The organism is Olsenella sp. oral taxon 807 (assembly GCF_001189515.2).
Taxonomy (GTDB): Bacteria; Actinomycetota; Coriobacteriia; order Coriobacteriales; family Atopobiaceae; genus Olsenella_F.
In genome coordinates this window covers 907,393-924,483 of sequence record NZ_CP012069.2, presented here as the reverse complement: position 1 = coordinate 924,483, position 17,091 = coordinate 907,393, and the positions used below count along the sequence as shown (strand labels likewise).

The window sequence follows — 17,091 nt, the reverse complement described above, 5'->3', positions numbered from 1 at the left end:
GGTAGGGCTTTGTGGCAAGTGGACTGGCTGAAAGAAAAAAGCCAGAGCATATTCATAATCCTTCCGGCCCGCGAGCCTTCCTTCTGAGACCGCATTACAAGGAACCATTTGACAGTGCAGGACCGGGGTCCGGGCACGCTCGGGGGCGAGTGGCAGTGCGTACGGGACTGCCACTCGAGCGTGAACGTGCCGGGACGGTACGCTCGAAGGCGAGTGGCAGTGCGTAACCGGAGCCTAGGCACGCTCAGCGGCGAGTGGCAGTGCGACCCACACTGCCACTCGAGCGTGAACGTACTGGGATGGTACGCTCGGGGTCGAGTGGCAGTGCGTAACCGGGGCCAAGGTACGCTCAACGGCGAGTGGCAGTGCAACCCACACTGCCACTCGGACGTGAACGTACTAGTCGGAACGTTCAGAGGCGAGTGGCAGTGCAGGACCGGGGCCTGGGCACGCTCAAGGCCGAGTGGCAGTGCGGGCGAGACTGCCGCTCGGACGTGAACGTACCGGGACGGTACGCTCAAAGGCGAGTGGCAGTGTTACATTCATCGGAGCTATTGGTTCTCTAGCCCCAGCACCTCCTGCCTCAAGAATGTGCGCTTCCTTTTGAAGTTTAGTGCCTCCGCGCGAATTTTCTTTCCAAGGGCATTCGCTATAGCCCTGATGACTGCGTCAAAGCTCTGGCAGTTGTATACCTGCGCACTCACAAGGGGAAATGCCTTCCATCCTGAGGCACTCAAGGCCGAGATGCGCATCTCGTCCCGCTTGCGTCTTCTCTCAAGCTTGCGAAGGGTCTCTTGCATCTGCATGGGACCGTTGCTTGACTCGTCAAGGTACAGGCCATGTTCTGCCGTACTGTTGTACTCTATAGCCACATGCGCACTTGTCCATACCAAATCGACCGTGATGGCATTCATGCCCATAATCCGTTCTCCCTCCTTCGAAAGCTCAATAGTCTGGTTGAACTTGGGAATCGCCAACCCATAGCCTCCATAGCGTCGTGGGAGACAAGCCAACATTGCTACGTTTGTCTCCATAGGAGAAGCGGAGCCTGCCGTTAGATATGGCAGGGTACGCTCGATCAGTTTGATGCCATGCGCACCCGGCAGCTCATCGATTAGGGATCCTATACGTGATGGTGTTGTAAGTGGAGTACGCCTTGTGAGCAATTTTGATTCGCTCCCATCTGCCTTGCTATAAAATCCACAAAACTCAAGAGACAGTGAAGTCGAACAGACGAGTGTTGAGCCATACGCAAGCTGCAGAAGCGTGAACTCTGGACCACTGAGAAGCACGTTTTTGCTTATACGATAAAGCGCACACCTAGGTAACCTCTCACACCAGCTGTGACTTCTAACACCAGGCACTACAATCCTTTTCCTGTGCAAGGGAAAAAGCAAATGAACGTGTCCATCCACGAGCGCAGGCTCTAACCATGGGCCAAGTTGCCTTAGGGCAGATCGAACCTCACTCACTGAAACCGCCAAGTGTAACTGGGAGAGATCCATTGCGCGCAGGGGTTTGAAGGGAATAGCTGGTTCCCAACTATGATGGGACGTGAAGCCGATGCCGCCTTGACTTGTCGCCGTCGCATCTTCCTCGCATTCTCTTACCGTAGCTCGCCAGATCCCAAGCGCACTTCTGTGACTGAGAATAATCATGTCTCCCCTCCCACCCGTTGTGACTAGAGGTACCTACCATACATGGTTGGAAGGTCAAAAAGATACTAAAATAGTGAATAGTATAGGGATCAATAGCTGAAAGTATGAGAGATACGTATAAGCTTATTGGCGTACTGAACATACCGCAAATATAGGCAAACGTACGTGACCCCCACAACGAAATTCCTGCGTCATACAGGGCTCGATTTTTCCGGTATACCTCGGTTAATAATTTAGCCTGACTTCCCGACACTTCCTTAGCCCACTGGGCGCAGGCCCGGATCGCCGCCTGCCCCGAGAACCTGCGCCTAGCTGCTGAAATGCCTTGGCCGTCGCTTGCGTGCGGCGGCCGCGTCCGGCGTCATGTGGCATGAGGTTTTCACTTATTCCACAGGAGGCGGGCATGTACATCAGCCACGACGTCGTGGACGGCAACGAGCGCGCGACGGTCGTCAGGTCCGCGGGGGACGGCGCGAGGGCCACGAGGGGGGACCGCGCGTGCCTGGGCCGGGTCGTGGACAGGGCGCGCGGGGTGTACCGGAGCAAGGCCAGGGGCCTGTTCCCCTGCGACCTGGAGACGGGCGAGTTCGGGCCCGCGCCGGAGGGCGTCGAGGGGGCGAGGGGGCGCAACGCCCGCGCCGCTCGCCCGACGCTCGCCGTGTCGTTCGGCGACGCGTTCCTGCCGGGCTCCCCCCTGCGCCCGGGCGGGCTGATGGCCTGCGCCGACGCGTGCGGCCACGCCGAGCCCGACACGGTGCGGGCGCTGCTGGCGTTCTACGTGCTCACCGGCCTCGCCAACCGCCACGCCGTGGACTGGTGGGAGCTCACCTACGCGAGGCTCCTCTACCCCAGGGCCAGGATGGCCTCCCAGAGGGTCAGCGAGTGCCTGGCCGACCTCGGCAGCGAGGACGCCAAGCGCCGCTTCGTGGGCGAGTACCTGGCCCTCGTCGGCAGGCGGAGGGAGGCGGCCGCAGGCGGGCGCGCCGACGGCATCCTCATCGACTCCACGGGGCTGCCCAACTCCTGCCGCCTTCCCGTCACGGCCGTCAGCAACCACAACGGCCAGGCCGGCGAGGAGGTCCGCCTCATCTACGTCGTGCAGCGCGACACGGGCCTGCCCCTCTTCTTCCGCCACGTCGCCGGCAACGTGATCGACGTGAGCACGGTCACCCGCACCATCGCCGAGCCCGGGGCGATGGGCGTGGACACCAGGTTCGCCGTCCTCGACGCCGGGTACCACGCGAACGCGAGCGCCGACGCGCTGATGGGCGCGAGGGTGCCCATCCTCGCGAGGACGGGGCCCAACCCGGGGGCCCACGGGGAGGTGGTCGACGGGCTCGAGGCCAGGGAGAACGCGGTCACGCGCGACGGCAGGCTCGCGTGCGCCAGGTGCGTCCCCGTGGGGATCGGCTCCAGGGGCGACCGCAGGGGCTACGCCTACCTGTGCCTGGACGCCGCCATGCGCCGCGAGCCCGGGCGCGACGCCGCCAGGAGGGCCGCCGAGGGCGGGCTCTCGGGCGCCGAGGCCCACGACTCGATGGCCTCGAGGGGCGTGTTCGTGCTCGCCGGCACCAGGAGGATAGCCAGGGGGAGGCTGCTCCCCCCCTGCCACGCCCGAGACCGCGTCGAGAAGGTCTTCGAGATCGCCAGGCAGGGCGGCAGAGCCCTGCCCGTCTGCGTGCGGAGCGAGGGGACCTTCCGCGGGCACCTGCTCATGTGCCTCGTGGCCACCGCGGCGACCAGGATGATGTCGGACGTGCTGGCCTCGCGCAGGACCTCGCCCGCGGTCGAGTCGATGCCGGGGATCCCGCGCGAGCGGCACGCGACAGGGTACGACGGGCGGCTGGTCACCACCGAGCCCGTGAGGAAGACGAGCGAGGCGCACGGGGCCTTCGGGATCAGGTGCCCGGACACCATCAGGCTGCCGGTTGTGGGCTAAGGAAGTGCCGGGAACTCAGGTTTAGTCATCGGCGTGCTCAAAGAGCCCTAGCATAGCGTCTATGCTTAATCTGCTATCACTATTTTAGGATACAGCCTGGCGAGCCTATCCCTGGCATCACCGACCGCGAGCTTCCAGCCGGCCGTCCGGGCGCGTGCGTTACGTTCGTCCTCCCAGGCGACCGTGAGACGCCCCATCTCGTCGAAGCTCCCGACGCGCGCCGGAAGGCCGTGCCGCACAAGACGACCGACCCCGGTCTCCGCCATGTGCCGGCCAGGAGCCGTGCCCCGGGGTGTGATGCGGCCCGAGGCGCCTCGCCAGGCGCTCGGCCTCCTCGGGCGGGAACGCCTCGCAGGGGGACCCCATGGAGTGCGCGCTCGGGTTGTCCCAGACCAGGACCATGCGCCCTGCCCGCAGGCACGCGTCGTCCGAGAGCCATCACAGAGTCTCGGCCAGGCCCGCGCGGGTCCTCGTGGGGGCCGCTCGCGCGTGGCGCTCGCACAGCAGCGGCGCGAAGCACACGAGCACGTCGGCCACGCCGTTGCGGACGCACCCGTGGTCCCGGCGCACCGGGCCTCGCGGGCAGGGGCCCGCGCGAGTGGGCGACGAGCTGGCGCGAGCCCCCGCCGGGGCGCACGATGGGGCGGGCGGGGCGCCCACGCGCGGCGAGCACGTCCCCCGTCGCCGCGACGGGGTCGCGGGACGCCTCGGGCACGCACCACTCCCTCACCCCCCGGGGCTTTACCTCGTCTTCTTCAGGTGGTTCGCGATCGTGGCGGGGCACACCGACTCGACGTACCCGAGCTCGACGGCCTTGTCCGCGAGCAGGCGGACCGTCCAGTGGTCGTGGCCCTCCGGCGCGTCCGTGCGCGCGAGGGCGATGACCCTCGCCTCGACGTCCCCGTCGATCTTGAGGTTTCCCGGTGACGACCTGCGCCTCCGCTCGAGCACGCCCCGGAACCCCTCGGCCGCCAGCTTCTTCTTCAGGCTGAAGACCGTCTTGGCCGAGGCCCGGTACGTCCTGGCCGCCTCGCCTCGCTCGTGCGCAGGTCGGCGTGCTCGCCGACGTCCACCGCGAGCAGGGTGTTCGCCCGCCTGACCTGCGCGGCCCCTCCCTTACCCCTCCTCACCACCGCGAGCAGCTCCCCGCGCTCCTCCGCCGTCAGCTCGACCCTGTACCTCTCCGCAGGCATGGAGCCACCCTTCCCCCGTGTGGTGCCATTCTATCTCAATATCAGTAGGATATAAATAGACAGATCACTAGTAGACCGTTCTAGAATTATATGAAGCGTATTCATATCACGCCGCATCCTCTTTGCCGTCTCCGCTGGGTCCGATCCCCCACCTCCACCTGTGGGGCACGGGGCTCGCGTTGACCTCCCTGAGGTACAGCTCGATGCGCTCCCTCAGCTCGTCTAGCGACCTCACGCGGATGTGACGCAGCACCTGCCTGGCCATCTTGCCGAAGAAGCCCTCTATCACGTTGAGCCAGCTGCCGTGCCTCGGCGTGAACACCATCTCGAACCTGCCGGGATGCCCCTCGAGCCAGGCCCGGGTCTCCCTCGACCTGTGCACGGAGTGGTTGTCGAGCACGAGCCTTATGACGTGCCCCTCGGGGTACTTGGCGTCGAGGGCCTCCAGCAGCTCGACGAACTCGCGGCTCCTGTGGCGCTCCCGCACGATGCCCTCCACCGTGCCGTCCTGCAGGTCTATGCCGGCAATGAGCGACACCGTGCCGAGCCGGCGGTACTCGCCGTCGCGCAGCAGCGCCCCTCCCCGCACGCCCGGCTCGGGCCTCACGTCCGGGGCGACGGGCGCGATCGCCTGGATGCCGGGCTTCTCGTCGACCGACACGACGTGGACCTCCGGCTCCTCGCCCTCCCAGGGCAGCAGGTCGCCGTCGTCGTCGAAGCGGAACGAGAGCTGCTGGCAGACGACGAGCACCTCGCGCGTCTTCCCCTCGAAGTCGGGGTCGCGCCGCTCGCAGTAGTAGCGCACCCGGTCGGGGTGCAGGTCGGCCGCGTGGAGGATCGACCACACCATGGACTTCGTCGCGCGCGCGAGCGCGGGGTGCCCCGCGCGGGCGGCCTCGGCCCTCACGTGCGCGGCGAGCGCCGACTGCGTCCACGTCTCGGCGGGGTGCCCCAGCTCGCACGGCCTCTGGCACGCGAGGCTCACCACCCACGCGCGGTCGCCGTCGCCTATCGACGCGGGCCTGCCGCTGCGGGCCGCGTCGGAGAGCGCCGCCTCCACGCCGCCCTCGCGGTACTTCCGCACGCAGAGCGCCACCGTGTTGACGTTCGCCCCCAGCGAGCGGGCTATCTCCGCGAGGCTGCGGCCGTCGGCCTTCCACAGCAGCATGCGGGCCCTGTCCACCCGCCGCGCCTGCTCGGTCCTGGTCCTCGCCACGAGCTCGAGCGCCTCCCTGTCGCCCTCCGTGAGCCTCAGGGCCTCCGGTGTCCTTGGCATGCCAGCCTCCTCGTAAACGTGTCGTCGCCATGACACCATTATACGGCAGGGAGGTCTGTAATGCCACTATATACTTAAAGAACGATATAACTAGTAGGATAGCTCTCACTGCCACTTGGGCGTGAACGTACCGGGACGGTACGCTCGGGGCCGAGTGGCAGTGCGTAACCGGGGCCAAGGTACGCTCGGGGGCGAGTGGCAGTGCGGACGAGACTGCCACTCGCGCGTGAACGTGCTGGGACGGTACGCTCGGGGGCGAGTGGCAGCGAAGGGGTGGAGCCTGGGCACGCTCAACGGCGAGTGGCAGTGCGACCCACACTGCCACTTGGGCGTGAACGTACCGGGACGGTACGCTCGGGGGCGAGTGGCAGTGCGTAACCGGGGCCAAGGTACGTTCGGGGCCGAGTGGCAGTGCGACCCACACTGCCACTCGGGCGTGAACGTGCCGGGACGGTACGCTCGGGGGCGAGTGGCAGTGCAGGGCAGAGGCGAGTGGCAGTGAAGGGGTGGGGTCCGGGCATATCAAAGCCACCCGATAGCGTAAAAGACCGCCCGGCAGTATGGCTCACACTGCCGGGCGGCACTCAAGGCATGTAATGCATATCGCATGTCTCACGCAGCACTCAAGTACACAGCGCAGTGCAGTCACTCCCTGCACAGTGCACATGCTACGCTGTTTCTAAATCTCCTCGCCAGATTTCTTGGCATAGCGCACTTTCTTGCCATCTGTGCCAAATCGATAGCCGACACGAGTCGGAGTATCGGTCTTGGGATCAATCAGCGCTACGTTCGAGACGTCGATCGCTGACTCCTTCTCGATGATGCCGCCATTTTGCCCCATCTGATTGGGCTTCTGGGCCTTCTTCACCATGGCGACGCCACGAACGACGACCCTGCCCTCAGACGGGATGGCGCGAATGACCTCACCGCGAGCACCCCTGTCCTTGCCGGACAAGACCTGGACCTGATCGCCCTTCCTGATCTTCATCTTAGGCATGCTGCTCACTTCCTACAGCGTCTCGAGCGCGAGCGAAACGATTTTCATATACTTATGATCGCGCAACTCACGAGCAACTGGCCCAAAGATGCGCGTACCCTTGGGCTCACCATCCTTGTCGACTAGGACGCAGGCGTTCTGATCGAACTTGATGTAGCTACCGTCCTTGCGACGCTGCTCCTTAGCCGTACGAACGATGACACAGCGTACGATGTCACCCTTCTTCACCTGCCCGCCGGGCGTTGCCTCCTGCACGGCGCACATGATGACGTCGGCAAGGCCAGCATAACGGCGCTTGGAGCCACCAAGGACCTTGATGCACTTCACGCGCTTCGCGCCACTGTTGTCAGCGACGTTAAGCATGGTCTCCATCTGAATCATTGCAGTTCCTCCGAACACTGCCCCGAGCGGGGGCACGACGCTACAGGCGATGTGCCTGTCTGGGTGTGGTTGATACGATCGCTACTTTGCCTTCTCCACGATCTCCACAACGCGCCAACGCTTAGTCTTGGACAGCGGACGAGTCTCCATGACGCGAACGCTATCGCCTATGCCACACTCGTTCTTCTCGTCATGGCAATGGAGCTTCTTGTGGATGGTCATCATCTTTCCGTACTTGGGGTGGTGCTTGCGATAGGTAATCTGCACGGCAATGGTCTTGTCGCCGGAACGTGAGATGACCTCACCGGTGCGGACATGACGTGCGTTCCTGCCTTCGGTATCTGCCATTTCTTGCCTTTCCTGCGATCTACTTCTGGGCAGCGGACTTCTCCGCCGCGATCTGGCGAGCACGCATCTCGGTCTGGACGCGAGCGATGTCACGCTTGACGATCGTGACGCGGGCAGTGTTATCCAGCTGGCTCGTGGCCATCTGGAAGCGGAGATTAAAGAGCTCCGTGCGACCATCCTCGAGCTTCTGGCTAAGCTCTTCGTCGGAGAGCTCCTGAATGTCCCTATACTTCATCTACTGTGCCTCCCCGTCCTGCTCGGTGCGGGCGATAATCTTCGTCTTGATGGGAAGCTTATGCTGAGCGAGACGCAAGGCCTCCTTGGCCGTTAGCTCGTCGACATCGGCAATCTCGAACATGATGCGACCGGGCTTGACGACGGCCACCCACTCCTCCGGATTGCCCTTGCCGGAACCCATGCGCGTCTCGGCTGGCTTCTTGGTGACGGGCTTGTCGGGAAAGATGGTGATCCAGACTCTGCCTCCGCGCCTCATCCGACGCGTCATGGCGATACGGGCAGCCTCGATCTGACGGTTGGTGATCCAGTGGGCCTCAAGTGCCTGGAGGCCCCAGGCGCCAAAGTGCAACTCGGTGTTGCCCTTGGCATGGCCCTTCATGGAGCCACGCTGGACCTTGCGGTGAAGGACGCGCTTGGGAGCCAGCATTAACGACCCCTCCTCTCGTTACGGCCGCGACGAGGACGGCTGCTCGTGCCCTCGAGCTCGGGGCGCAGGGCAGGCTGACCGGGAAGCTGCTCGCCGAGGTAGACCCATACCTTTACGCCTACGGCACCCATGGTCGTACGGGCAGTCGACTCTCCGAAGCCGATCTTCGCGCGCAGGGTGTGCAGGGGCACGCGGCCCTCTCGATACCACTCACGGCGGCCCATCTCGGCACCGTTCAGACGGCCGGAGCACTGGATGCGAATGCCCTGGGCACCTGACTTACGGGCGGTCTGGACGGCCTTGCGCATGGCACGGCGGAAGGCGATGCGGCCCTCGAGCTGCTCAGCGATGGACTGGGCGGTAAGTTGGGCGTCAAGCTCAGGGCGCTTGACCTCGATGACGTCCACGTTGACGTGGCCCTTCTCGGCCTTGACGATCTTCTCGAGCTGAATGCGCAGGGCGTCAATGTCGGCACCCTTCTTGCCTATGACGATGCCAGGGCGGGCCGTGTAGATGGTGATCCTGACCTTGTCCCCCGCACGCTCGATGTCAACACGAGAGAGGGCGGCATTGGCGAGACGTTTTCCCAAGAACTTACGAATCTCAAGGTCGTTGCCAAGGCTCTTGGCATAGCCCTTCTTATCGGCGTACCAACGGGAACGCCACTCTTCGGTGATGCCAAGACGAAAGCCCGTAGGCTGAACTTTTTGACCCATGCTTTCCCTACGCCCCCTTTCCAGGTGCGACGACGACGGTGATATGGCTCGTGCGCTTGTGGATGCGCGATGCAGAACCCTTCGCACGCGGGCGGATGCGCTTGAGCGTGGGACCCTCGTCGACGTAGGCGCTCTTGATCACGAGATTGCGAGCGCGCAGGCCGTTGTTGTTCTCGGCATTGGCAACAGCAGACTGCACGACCTTGGCAACCGGCTCGGTTGCGGAGCGGGGCGAGAAGCGCAGGACCTCGAGGGCCCTCTCGACCGGGAGGCTGCGGATCTGGTCGACGACCATACGGACCTTACGAGGAGCCATGCGCACATACTTGGCGGTGGCACGGACCTCATTGGAAGCGGAGTTACTAGCCATTATCCACGCACCCCCTAATCCTTCTTGTGCCCGCGGAAGGTGCGGGTCTGGGCAAACTCGCCCAGCTTATGACCAACCATGGACTCGGTGATGTAGACGGGCACGTGCTTGCGGCCATCGTGAACGGCAATGGTGTGTCCAACCATCTCGGGGAAGATGGTCGAGGCGCGCGACCAGGTCTTGATGACCTCCTTCTTGCCTGACTCATTCATGGCGGCGACACGCGCAAGGAGGCGAGTCTCCACAAACGGACCCTTCTTGAGGCTTCTGCTCATACGTTCGATCTCCTCTTGCTCGTGTGCTACTTGGAACGACGACGACGGATGATGAGATGGTTGCTGGCCTTCTTGGGATCGCGCGTCTTCTTGCCCTTGGTTGGGATGCCCCAGGGCGTGACGGACGGGCGACCGGAGGTGTGGTTCTTACCCTCGCCGCCTCCATGCGGGTGGTCAACCGGATTCATGACCGTGCCCCTGACGGTGGGACGCACGCCGCGCCAGCGATTGCGGCCGGCCTTGCCGATAACGATGTTAGAGTGCTCCGCATTGCCAACCTCGCCGATGGTGGCGCGACAAGTAACGAGCACGCGACGAAGCTCCGAGGAGGGCATACGCAGGACCGCGTAGGCACCGTCCTTACCCATGAGCTGCACGGAAGTGCCGGCTGCACGAGCCATCGCGGCACCCTTGCCAGGCTGAAACTCGACGGCATGCACGAGGGTGCCGACGGGGATCTCGGAGAGCGGCATGGCATTGCCGGGTTTGATGTCGACGTCCTTCTTGCCAGAGATAACCTTGTCGCCCACCTTAAGGCCCTGGGGAGCAAGGATGTAGGCCTTCGCACCATCGACGTAGTGAAGCAGCGCGATGCGGGCAGAACGATTGGGATCGTACTCGATCGTGGCGACCTTGGCCGGGACGTCGTCCTTCTTGCGCTTGAAGTCTATCCGGCGATACTTGCGCTTAGTGCCGCCACCTTGGTGGCGGGTGGTGATACGGCCGTTGTTGTTACGACCAGCCTTCTTGTTCAGGGGCTCCAAGAGCGACTTCTCGGGCTTGGTCGAGGTGATCTCCTTGAAGTCGGAGACCGTCTGCCAGCGCCGTCCCGCGCTCGTGGGCTTGAGGTGCCTGACTGCCATTGCTTTGTTCCCTTTCTTCCGCTGGCCATCACGTCCAGGGATTTGCGTGATGACGCCGGACTACCACGGTACCGCGCGTATCCATCACTCGCGACACACATGCCCGCGAACCATCAGGATCGCGGGCGAATTACCTACTCCTCGCTAGTCTGCTGATTCGCGAAGATCTCTATCTGCTCACCGTCAGCAACGGTGACGATGGCCTTCTTCCAGCTGCGGGTCTTGCCGGCGACGTAGCGAACGCGCTTGGTCTTGGGCTTGACCCATTGGGTGTTGACCTTCTTCACGTGAACGTTGAAGAGCGTCTCGACAGCAGAGGCGATTTCCTCCTTGGGAGCACTGCGGGCAACCTCAAAGCTGTACTTGTTCAGAGACATCTGGTCGAAGGAACGCTCAGTGACGATCGGGCGGATGATCACCTCGTGGGGTGAGTTCATTATGCGAGCACCTCCTCAAGCTGCTTGGCGACGGCAGTGGTCATGACAAGCGCACCATTGTCGAGAAGGTTTCTGGTATTGGCCTCCGAGACACCGTAGACGATGACCTGGGGGAGGTTGCGAAAGGCGAAATAGGTAATCACATCATCATCGTCGAGGATGAGAGTGACGCGCCTGTCGGCAAGACCGAGGGCCTTCAGGATCGCTGCGGCCTGCTTGGTCGAGGGCTTCTCGAATGAGAAGTCATCGACGAGCACAAGCTCAGAGTCCGCGAGCTTGCCAGAGAGAACTGACCTCATGGCAAGCTTCTTCTCCTTGTTGTTAGCACGCTTGGCGTGACTGCGGGGCACCGGGCCGAAAACGACGCCACCGCCAGCCCACTGTGGGGCACGTATGGTGCCCTGACGAGCACGGCCGGTACCTTTTTGTCGGTAGGGCTTGGCCCCACCGCCGGAGACGGCAGAGCGGTTCTTTGTAGAGTGGGTGCCTTGGCGCAGCGTCGCCTCATAGGCGACGACAACGTGGTGCACCACCGGGATGTTCGGCTCGATGCCAAAGACGCCATCAGAAAACTCTAGCGTCTCGACCGCCTCTCCCTGCACGTTCTTGACTTCTATCTTGGACATGGTGTCTCCCTTGCTGGCCTAAGGATCAATTGGTGCCTGGCGTGGCCTTAGGCCCTGCGGACCTGGACGAGGGCGTTCTTTCCGCCGGGAACAGCGCCCTTGATGAGCATGAGATTCTGCTCCTCGTCGATGCGAACCAGCTTGAGGTTCTTGACTGTGACGCGCTCGTCTCCCATATGACCGGCCATGTGCAAGCCCTTGCGCACGCGGGCGGGATAGGCACACTGGCCGATGGAGCCGGGCTTACGCTGGTTGCGGGAACCATGCGTCATGGGTCCACGGGAGAAGTTCCAACGCTTGATGGTGCCTTGAAAACCCTTGCCCTTCGAGGTACCGATGACATCGACAGCCTTGACCTCTGCAAAGTCCGCGACCGTGACCGTGTCGCCCGTCGCGTGCTCCGTACCATCCTCAACACGAACCTCGCGCAGGTAGCGCATGGGCTCGACGCCCTGAGCATCAAAGTGCCCCTGCATGGGCTTGTTGACGTGCTTGGGCTTGATGTCCCCAAAGCCGATCTGCACGGCATCGTAGCCGTCGTGTTCCTTCGTCTTTACCTGCGAGACGACGCAGGGGCCCGCCTGGATGACGGTGACGGGAACGACGTTGTCGTTGTCATCCCACACCTGCGTCATCCCGATCTTACGGCCAAGAATCGTACTGACCATGCTCGTTCCTTACCCTCGGTGGTCTTGGGACCTCGCACGACCGTACACTCGAGGCGGCTTTCCCACCCCTCCCCAGCGGACCACATCCTTCTGTATGCCGCGTCCCATGGGACAGCTGTGACACCACGGCAAGCTGCAGAGACACAGCCCTCCCTCTTTGCCCAAAAACGCAGCTTGAATAGTGTACACGCGCGGCTTTGTGTTCACAAGGTCTGCGCAGAATTTTTTTGCGTCCTTCTAGCTGCGAGGAGACGAAAGCCCCCTCGGCTGTGTCCGTAGGCCGCCGCACCTAGCACGGCATACTGGCATGCCTGACGAGCCTTGTATGTCCGAGCCGTAGCGCACTCGTCGTCACAGGTCCAATAGGTGCAGCGTACGCTGGTCCTCGCGCCCATCGAAATACGCTTCGATCACATCCCTGAATACGGTATCCTCCGGACCCGCATGGGCAAAGAGCGTCATAGATGAACGCAATTTCAGGTCATCGGGGCTCCCAAACACCTGGTGCGCGTCCTTATCCGAGATCCCCAAAAGCTCTGATGAGATCTCCCTGAGATTATGTCCAAGATACGTGTCCTTTAGAAAGGCTGTAGCCTCCCCGAGGCCATCGATACCATAGTACTCTGAGGTCGAGCTTCTGCCGAGCCCCTTGAGCTGCGGGAAGATGTACCACATCCAGTGACTTTGCTTCCTTGCGGCCCTGATCTCGGCGAGTGCGATCGCATAGTCCCTTTGCTGGGCCTCTATAAACCTCGACAGGTCATACGTCATGGCCACCATCCCCTCCTCAAGCTTTTGTCAGCTGCTTAGCGTGTACCGGTACGCATGGGCCGTCGTGAGAGCTACCTCGTCAAGCGGGCGAGCGACCTTTGCGCCGCGCCACATAAGACGCTCACGACGGCGTCGCAGCCCACCGAGCCGAGTCACGCCATCAGAACCGAGCATGGCTCATTGCACATCCCCGCGGTGCGCTGCGGCGCGCCAGACCACGAAGGCGAGGATGCTGACGATACTCACGACAACACCCAGCGTAAGACCTGGTGGCTCGAAGCTCAGTTCGATGTGGTGCGACCCTGCGCCCACGCTTAGGCCTAGGAAGGCGGTGTAGAGCTGCCTGAGCGTCGCCGGCTCGCCGTCAACGGTGGCCGACCAGCCCGTATCATAGCCAATCCGTAGGAAGAGGGTCTCGTCACGCGAGGCGTAAAAGTCAATGGACGCCTTATTGCCGCAAAAGCGCGCGCTCCTGAGGCCACTATCAAGTGCCGAGACGCCCGTCGCATATGCATCCATATCGAGCGTTCCTGCCTCGAGGAGCTCGTTTAAGCGACTCGTCCAGAGCAGCTCTGAGCCCTGTGAGTCCGTGGCGGCAGGAAAACGCCTGTCGACCGTCTGGGCCGTGATATCCATAACGGTCAGTGTAACCTCATCGCCCTTGGAGTAGGTCCCGGCGTATACGATGTTCATTCCGAAGCGCCCCCCCACATCCTGCAGGGCCCTGCCGTTGGCTGTCAGGGTGTACCTGGTATAGCTGGAGCCAATGCGCGTCTGGGCGCTGAGCCCAGGGAAGTAGAGGTAGAGGGGGCCATCCCCCTTGCAGGTGATCGAAAGCGTGCGCAACTTTACAGAAGGATCTGCTGCGACGTCAGCCACCTGAGCGGCAATGTAGGCACCACCGACACCCGTAGCATCTGCAAAGAGCGCCTCCTGGTTTCTCAGAGCATGGGAACCCCATGCGACCGTGCCTCTTGCGGTCACAGAGAGGCCGTAGGCAGCAGGCAGGAGATCTTGGTAGCGGTAGGCAGAAAAGCCATGGTGCGTCGCGATGGCGTTAGCCCTCGATCCCGGCACTGCCTCATCGTTGATCACGTAATCCATGCCCAGCAGGGTATCTGTGAGCAGCATCGGACTATTGTAGCTGTAGCCGAAGATGTCCTCGCAGCTGTTCGTGTAGCCCAGCGCCTGCATGAACGTCTCCGTCGTACCACGTACGACCGAAGTGTACTCGCTCATCTGCTGGGTACCCGTGACGAAACCCTCGCAGGTCGTCGGAGCGCCATGAGCACGATCGCCCTTATAGCCGATTCTAGCCTGGCCCACAAGGAGTGCGTCGGCATCTGCCTTGTCGCTGGATCGGGCGTCTGCCTTGATCTGCTCGTAGGTGAACCCAATATCATCCAGATATCCAGCATACATGCTCACAGCATTGGAGAAACGAGACTCAAGCAACCAGGCATTGTAACCGCCCTCGATGGCGACGAGCACACACAGCGCCGCGGCAAAAGACACACTCCTCACCCGGATCACCCCTCGCACATGAAAAGGGGATGCGGCTTCTTCCTCCAGCGAGATTCGCTCCTCAGCGGCCGGCTCGCGAGCCCCTACAAGAAATTCCACGAGCGCGGGCAGAACGAGCAGGCAGGTCACCTCAACCACACGCGCGGGCATGCCCGGCACAGAACTGCCCTTGGCGTCCACCAGAAGCTGTGAGAGCTCTATGCAGATGGCGAGGGCGACAGAGATGGCGCCGAGCAAGCGCACCCTCTGTTGCCGGGGCAGCTCACGAAGACCCGCATAGCCCTCACGCGCACAGATGACGAGCGCAAACGAGACAGTGTAGGAGTGCCTGAAAAAAAACGAGCTCGCATAGCGCAGACAGCTCCAGATGGTCATGGGACCCTTGAGCATGCAGCCGAGCAGGGGAGCAGCCACGAGGATAATCAGCGCCAACCTCCTGCGCCGGGAGAGGCCCGACCTTACGAGGGCGAGGAGCGCAAGGACGAGAGCGAGCGCACTGGTGAAGAGGTAGGGGACGATAGACTCACCCGTCTCCGCCTTGGTTCCAATGCCAAAGAAGGCAGGAAGGTGCAGCGGCATGGTGATCGGCTTCGGGTTAATAAGAACCTTTAGTCCAAAGCCGCTCTCAGCGCCCGCCAAAAGATTGAGCGCAGAGGGGAGAAAGAGCACCGCACTAGCCCCAAGAGCGAGGACCATCGTCGCAGCATAGCGCAACGCCAACTCGCGAGGATGCCCGTCCCTTTTGGCAACGAGACAAGCGATGAGATAGACCAAGGAGAAGACGCAATCGATGTAACTTGAGTACCAGTTGGCAAGCGTGGCATAGAGCACCGTGCAGAAGAGCAGCGTACTGCTCCTGTCATGGACAAGCCGCCATACGCCCAGCGTGACGAGCGGCAGCATGTAGAAGCCATCGAGCCACATGATATTACTTGCTTGGCCGATGGCATAGCCGCAGAGGGCATAGGCGGTCGAGAGAACCAAGCTCATCGCACCCGCCCCGTAGCGCTTGCGCAAAAAGACATAGCAGGTAAGTCCCGCAAGCGACACCTTGATCAACACCATGAGGCTCAGAAAGGCGGCACTTTGCGTAGGGTCGAACACATACATCAAGATATTGAGCGGACTCGAGAGGTAGTATGCGAAGAGTGCGAGCCCATTGCCTCCGATGCCCTGGGAAAACGAATAGAGCAGCGAGTCCTGACCGTGCATGACCTTGCCGAGCCATGAGAAGAGACTCAGATACTGGAGGTCCATGTCATAGACACAAACGCTGAGATCTCCAAAGGGATAGACCCCTCTCAGGGCAAAGGTGACGCTGAGCGTGGCAAGCGGAACGAGAAGAGCCAGTGCGTACTCGAGGCGCCCATGCGCGAGCGGGCCTTTTGCCAAGCATCGAGCAACCCTCATGCACAACTCCCCTCGAAGTGCAGCGTGGGAAGCCCGTCGGGACCGGACGGGTCGAGGTGCAGGCCCATGAGCGCATCATGCTCCACCTCTCTGCCCGAAGACTGGTAGAACGCCACGAAGTCCTCCATCTTGGGGTTCAGGCAGCTCGCGGCATCAGGCTCACCACCTGGATGGAAGAGCAGCTCGATATCCAAGCCCCTGTGCCTGGCCAAGCTTGCGTAGGCCGGAAAGACCGCACAGACGCGCTCCGCGCTCATCTCGCCTGAGAAGAGCACACCACAGAACAGGGCCGAGCGGCCATCACAGGAGCAGGGGCGGCCACTGCCGACGAGGGACCGCGCAAGACGCCTGTCACGGCCCCAGCACCAGCCGAGGACCAGGCGCTTGATCCAGTTTACGGGTCGTATGGAGAAGAGGACGTCACGCCTCATAAACGCCCGCACGGGCTCTACGGGCACGCGCAGGTACTCGAGGGCGTAGCCGCCTTTCCAGATCGCGTCGAGGATGCCCTCGAACACGGCGGGGATGAGCTGGAAGTGCTGGTGGCCGTCCACGCGCAACCCCTGCGCAAGCGCGGGGAAGCGGTCCGTGACCTTGGAAATCTGGGCTGCAGCCTCGAGCGCCACCTGACGACGAAGCTCACCGTGGTCCCTGCCCAACGACATACGTAGCAGGCCGACGAAGCTGCGGTTGAAGACGCCATCCTCACCCGCCAGAAGTGGGATGGAGGCGGGCTCGACGCAGCAGGATCCCTCGACGAGGTTCACATGAACGGCTCGCTTGAGATGGTGCGGAGCGACGTCCAAGAGTCGTGCACACGCTTCGAAGTGCGGGCTGTTCGCCATGATGGAGAGCGAGTTCAGGACGCCTCGCTCGGCGCACTCCAAGATCCTCTGTGATTGCCCTAGGTTGATGCCAAAGTCATCTGCATGAAAAAAAACGTTCACTCACATCCCCCAACGGTGGAGGCCAGAC

At 62.4% G+C, this 17,091-nt stretch carries 21 protein-coding genes; 1 reads left to right on the top strand and 20 read right to left on the bottom strand.

Annotated features, from left to right (window positions below; all coding sequences use genetic code 11):
* Window positions 1-551: 551 nt before the first annotated feature.
* Window positions 552-977, bottom strand: coding sequence for a hypothetical protein (locus ADJ70_RS03920; protein WP_172674434.1), 426 nt, complete (start codon window positions 975-977; stop codon window positions 552-554).
* 1,084 nt (window positions 978-2,061) lie between these two features.
* Here ADJ70_RS03920 and ADJ70_RS03915 point away from each other — a divergent pair.
* Window positions 2,062-3,597: a hypothetical protein gene (locus ADJ70_RS03915; protein WP_050343675.1), complete on the top strand. Its 1,536-nt coding sequence runs from the start codon at window positions 2,062-2,064 to the stop codon at window positions 3,595-3,597.
* 65 nt (window positions 3,598-3,662) lie between these two features.
* Here ADJ70_RS03915 and ADJ70_RS03910 read toward each other — a convergent pair whose 3' ends face one another.
* From ADJ70_RS03910 to ADJ70_RS03825, 19 genes are all read right to left on the bottom strand, one after another.
* Window positions 3,663-3,863: a hypothetical protein gene (locus ADJ70_RS03910; protein WP_050343672.1), complete on the bottom strand. Its 201-nt coding sequence runs from the start codon at window positions 3,861-3,863 to the stop codon at window positions 3,663-3,665.
* Between the two features lie 475 nt (window positions 3,864-4,338).
* On the bottom strand, window positions 4,339-4,548 hold the full coding sequence (locus ADJ70_RS14005) for a helix-turn-helix domain-containing protein (RefSeq protein ID WP_253273227.1): 210 nt from the start codon (window positions 4,546-4,548) through the stop codon (window positions 4,339-4,341).
* Between the two features lie 32 nt (window positions 4,549-4,580).
* Window positions 4,581-4,790 carry a hypothetical protein gene (locus ADJ70_RS14000; RefSeq protein ID WP_083443795.1) on the bottom strand — a complete coding sequence of 70 codons (210 nt, stop codon included), beginning with the start codon at window positions 4,788-4,790 and terminating at the stop codon, window positions 4,581-4,583.
* A gap of 106 nt (window positions 4,791-4,896) precedes the next feature.
* Window positions 4,897-6,066, bottom strand: coding sequence for an IS630 family transposase (locus tag ADJ70_RS03900; protein WP_050343670.1), 1,170 nt, complete (start codon window positions 6,064-6,066; stop codon window positions 4,897-4,899).
* 679 nt (window positions 6,067-6,745) lie between these two features.
* Entirely contained in the window at window positions 6,746-7,063 is a 318-nt protein-coding gene (rplX, locus tag ADJ70_RS03895) for a 50S ribosomal protein L24 (RefSeq protein WP_050343668.1), read from the bottom strand.
* A gap of 12 nt (window positions 7,064-7,075) precedes the next feature.
* Window positions 7,076-7,444 carry a 50S ribosomal protein L14 gene (gene rplN, locus ADJ70_RS03890; protein WP_050343666.1) on the bottom strand — a complete coding sequence of 123 codons (369 nt, stop codon included), beginning with the start codon at window positions 7,442-7,444 and terminating at the stop codon, window positions 7,076-7,078.
* Window positions 7,445-7,525: 81 nt separating this feature from the next.
* Entirely contained in the window at window positions 7,526-7,792 is a 267-nt protein-coding gene (gene rpsQ / locus ADJ70_RS03885; RefSeq protein WP_050343663.1) for a 30S ribosomal protein S17, read from the bottom strand.
* A gap of 19 nt (window positions 7,793-7,811) precedes the next feature.
* Entirely contained in the window at window positions 7,812-8,027 is a 216-nt protein-coding gene (rpmC, locus tag ADJ70_RS03880) for a 50S ribosomal protein L29 (RefSeq protein WP_050343658.1), read from the bottom strand.
* Window positions 8,028-8,456, bottom strand: coding sequence for a 50S ribosomal protein L16 (gene rplP, locus ADJ70_RS03875; protein WP_050343656.1), 429 nt, complete (start codon window positions 8,454-8,456; stop codon window positions 8,028-8,030).
* The gene (gene rpsC / locus ADJ70_RS03870) at window positions 8,456-9,172 is read right to left on the bottom strand and encodes a 30S ribosomal protein S3 (protein WP_050343654.1); all 717 of its coding nucleotides are present in this window, start codon (window positions 9,170-9,172) and stop codon (window positions 8,456-8,458) included. The genes rplP and rpsC overlap by 1 nt, the downstream gene beginning before the upstream one ends.
* Before the next feature lie 7 nt (window positions 9,173-9,179).
* Complete coding sequence (gene rplV, locus ADJ70_RS03865) at window positions 9,180-9,542, bottom strand: 50S ribosomal protein L22 (RefSeq protein ID WP_050343651.1); 363 nt, start codon at window positions 9,540-9,542, stop codon at window positions 9,180-9,182.
* A 14-nt stretch (window positions 9,543-9,556) separates the two neighbouring features.
* Entirely contained in the window at window positions 9,557-9,817 is a 261-nt protein-coding gene (rpsS, locus tag ADJ70_RS03860) for a 30S ribosomal protein S19 (protein ID WP_050343649.1), read from the bottom strand.
* A 26-nt stretch (window positions 9,818-9,843) separates the two neighbouring features.
* On the bottom strand, window positions 9,844-10,680 hold the full coding sequence (rplB, locus tag ADJ70_RS03855; RefSeq protein WP_050343647.1) for a 50S ribosomal protein L2: 837 nt from the start codon (window positions 10,678-10,680) through the stop codon (window positions 9,844-9,846).
* 134 nt (window positions 10,681-10,814) lie between these two features.
* Complete coding sequence (rplW, locus tag ADJ70_RS03850) at window positions 10,815-11,117, bottom strand: 50S ribosomal protein L23 (protein ID WP_050343644.1); 303 nt, start codon at window positions 11,115-11,117, stop codon at window positions 10,815-10,817.
* Window positions 11,117-11,743 carry a 50S ribosomal protein L4 gene (gene rplD / locus ADJ70_RS03845; protein ID WP_050343642.1) on the bottom strand — a complete coding sequence of 209 codons (627 nt, stop codon included), beginning with the start codon at window positions 11,741-11,743 and terminating at the stop codon, window positions 11,117-11,119. The genes rplW and rplD overlap by 1 nt, the downstream gene beginning before the upstream one ends.
* A 47-nt stretch (window positions 11,744-11,790) precedes the next feature.
* On the bottom strand, window positions 11,791-12,411 hold the full coding sequence (rplC, locus tag ADJ70_RS03840) for a 50S ribosomal protein L3 (RefSeq protein WP_050343640.1): 621 nt from the start codon (window positions 12,409-12,411) through the stop codon (window positions 11,791-11,793).
* A 351-nt stretch (window positions 12,412-12,762) separates the two neighbouring features.
* Window positions 12,763-13,182: a DUF1810 domain-containing protein gene (locus ADJ70_RS03835; protein WP_157051387.1), complete on the bottom strand. Its 420-nt coding sequence runs from the start codon at window positions 13,180-13,182 to the stop codon at window positions 12,763-12,765.
* A gap of 177 nt (window positions 13,183-13,359) precedes the next feature.
* Entirely contained in the window at window positions 13,360-16,116 is a 2,757-nt protein-coding gene (locus ADJ70_RS03830) for a YfhO family protein (protein WP_050343635.1), read from the bottom strand.
* Entirely contained in the window at window positions 16,113-17,063 is a 951-nt protein-coding gene (locus ADJ70_RS03825; protein ID WP_050343632.1) for a ChbG/HpnK family deacetylase, read from the bottom strand. The genes ADJ70_RS03830 and ADJ70_RS03825 overlap by 4 nt, the downstream gene beginning before the upstream one ends.
* Between the last annotated feature and the right edge of the window lie 28 nt (window positions 17,064-17,091).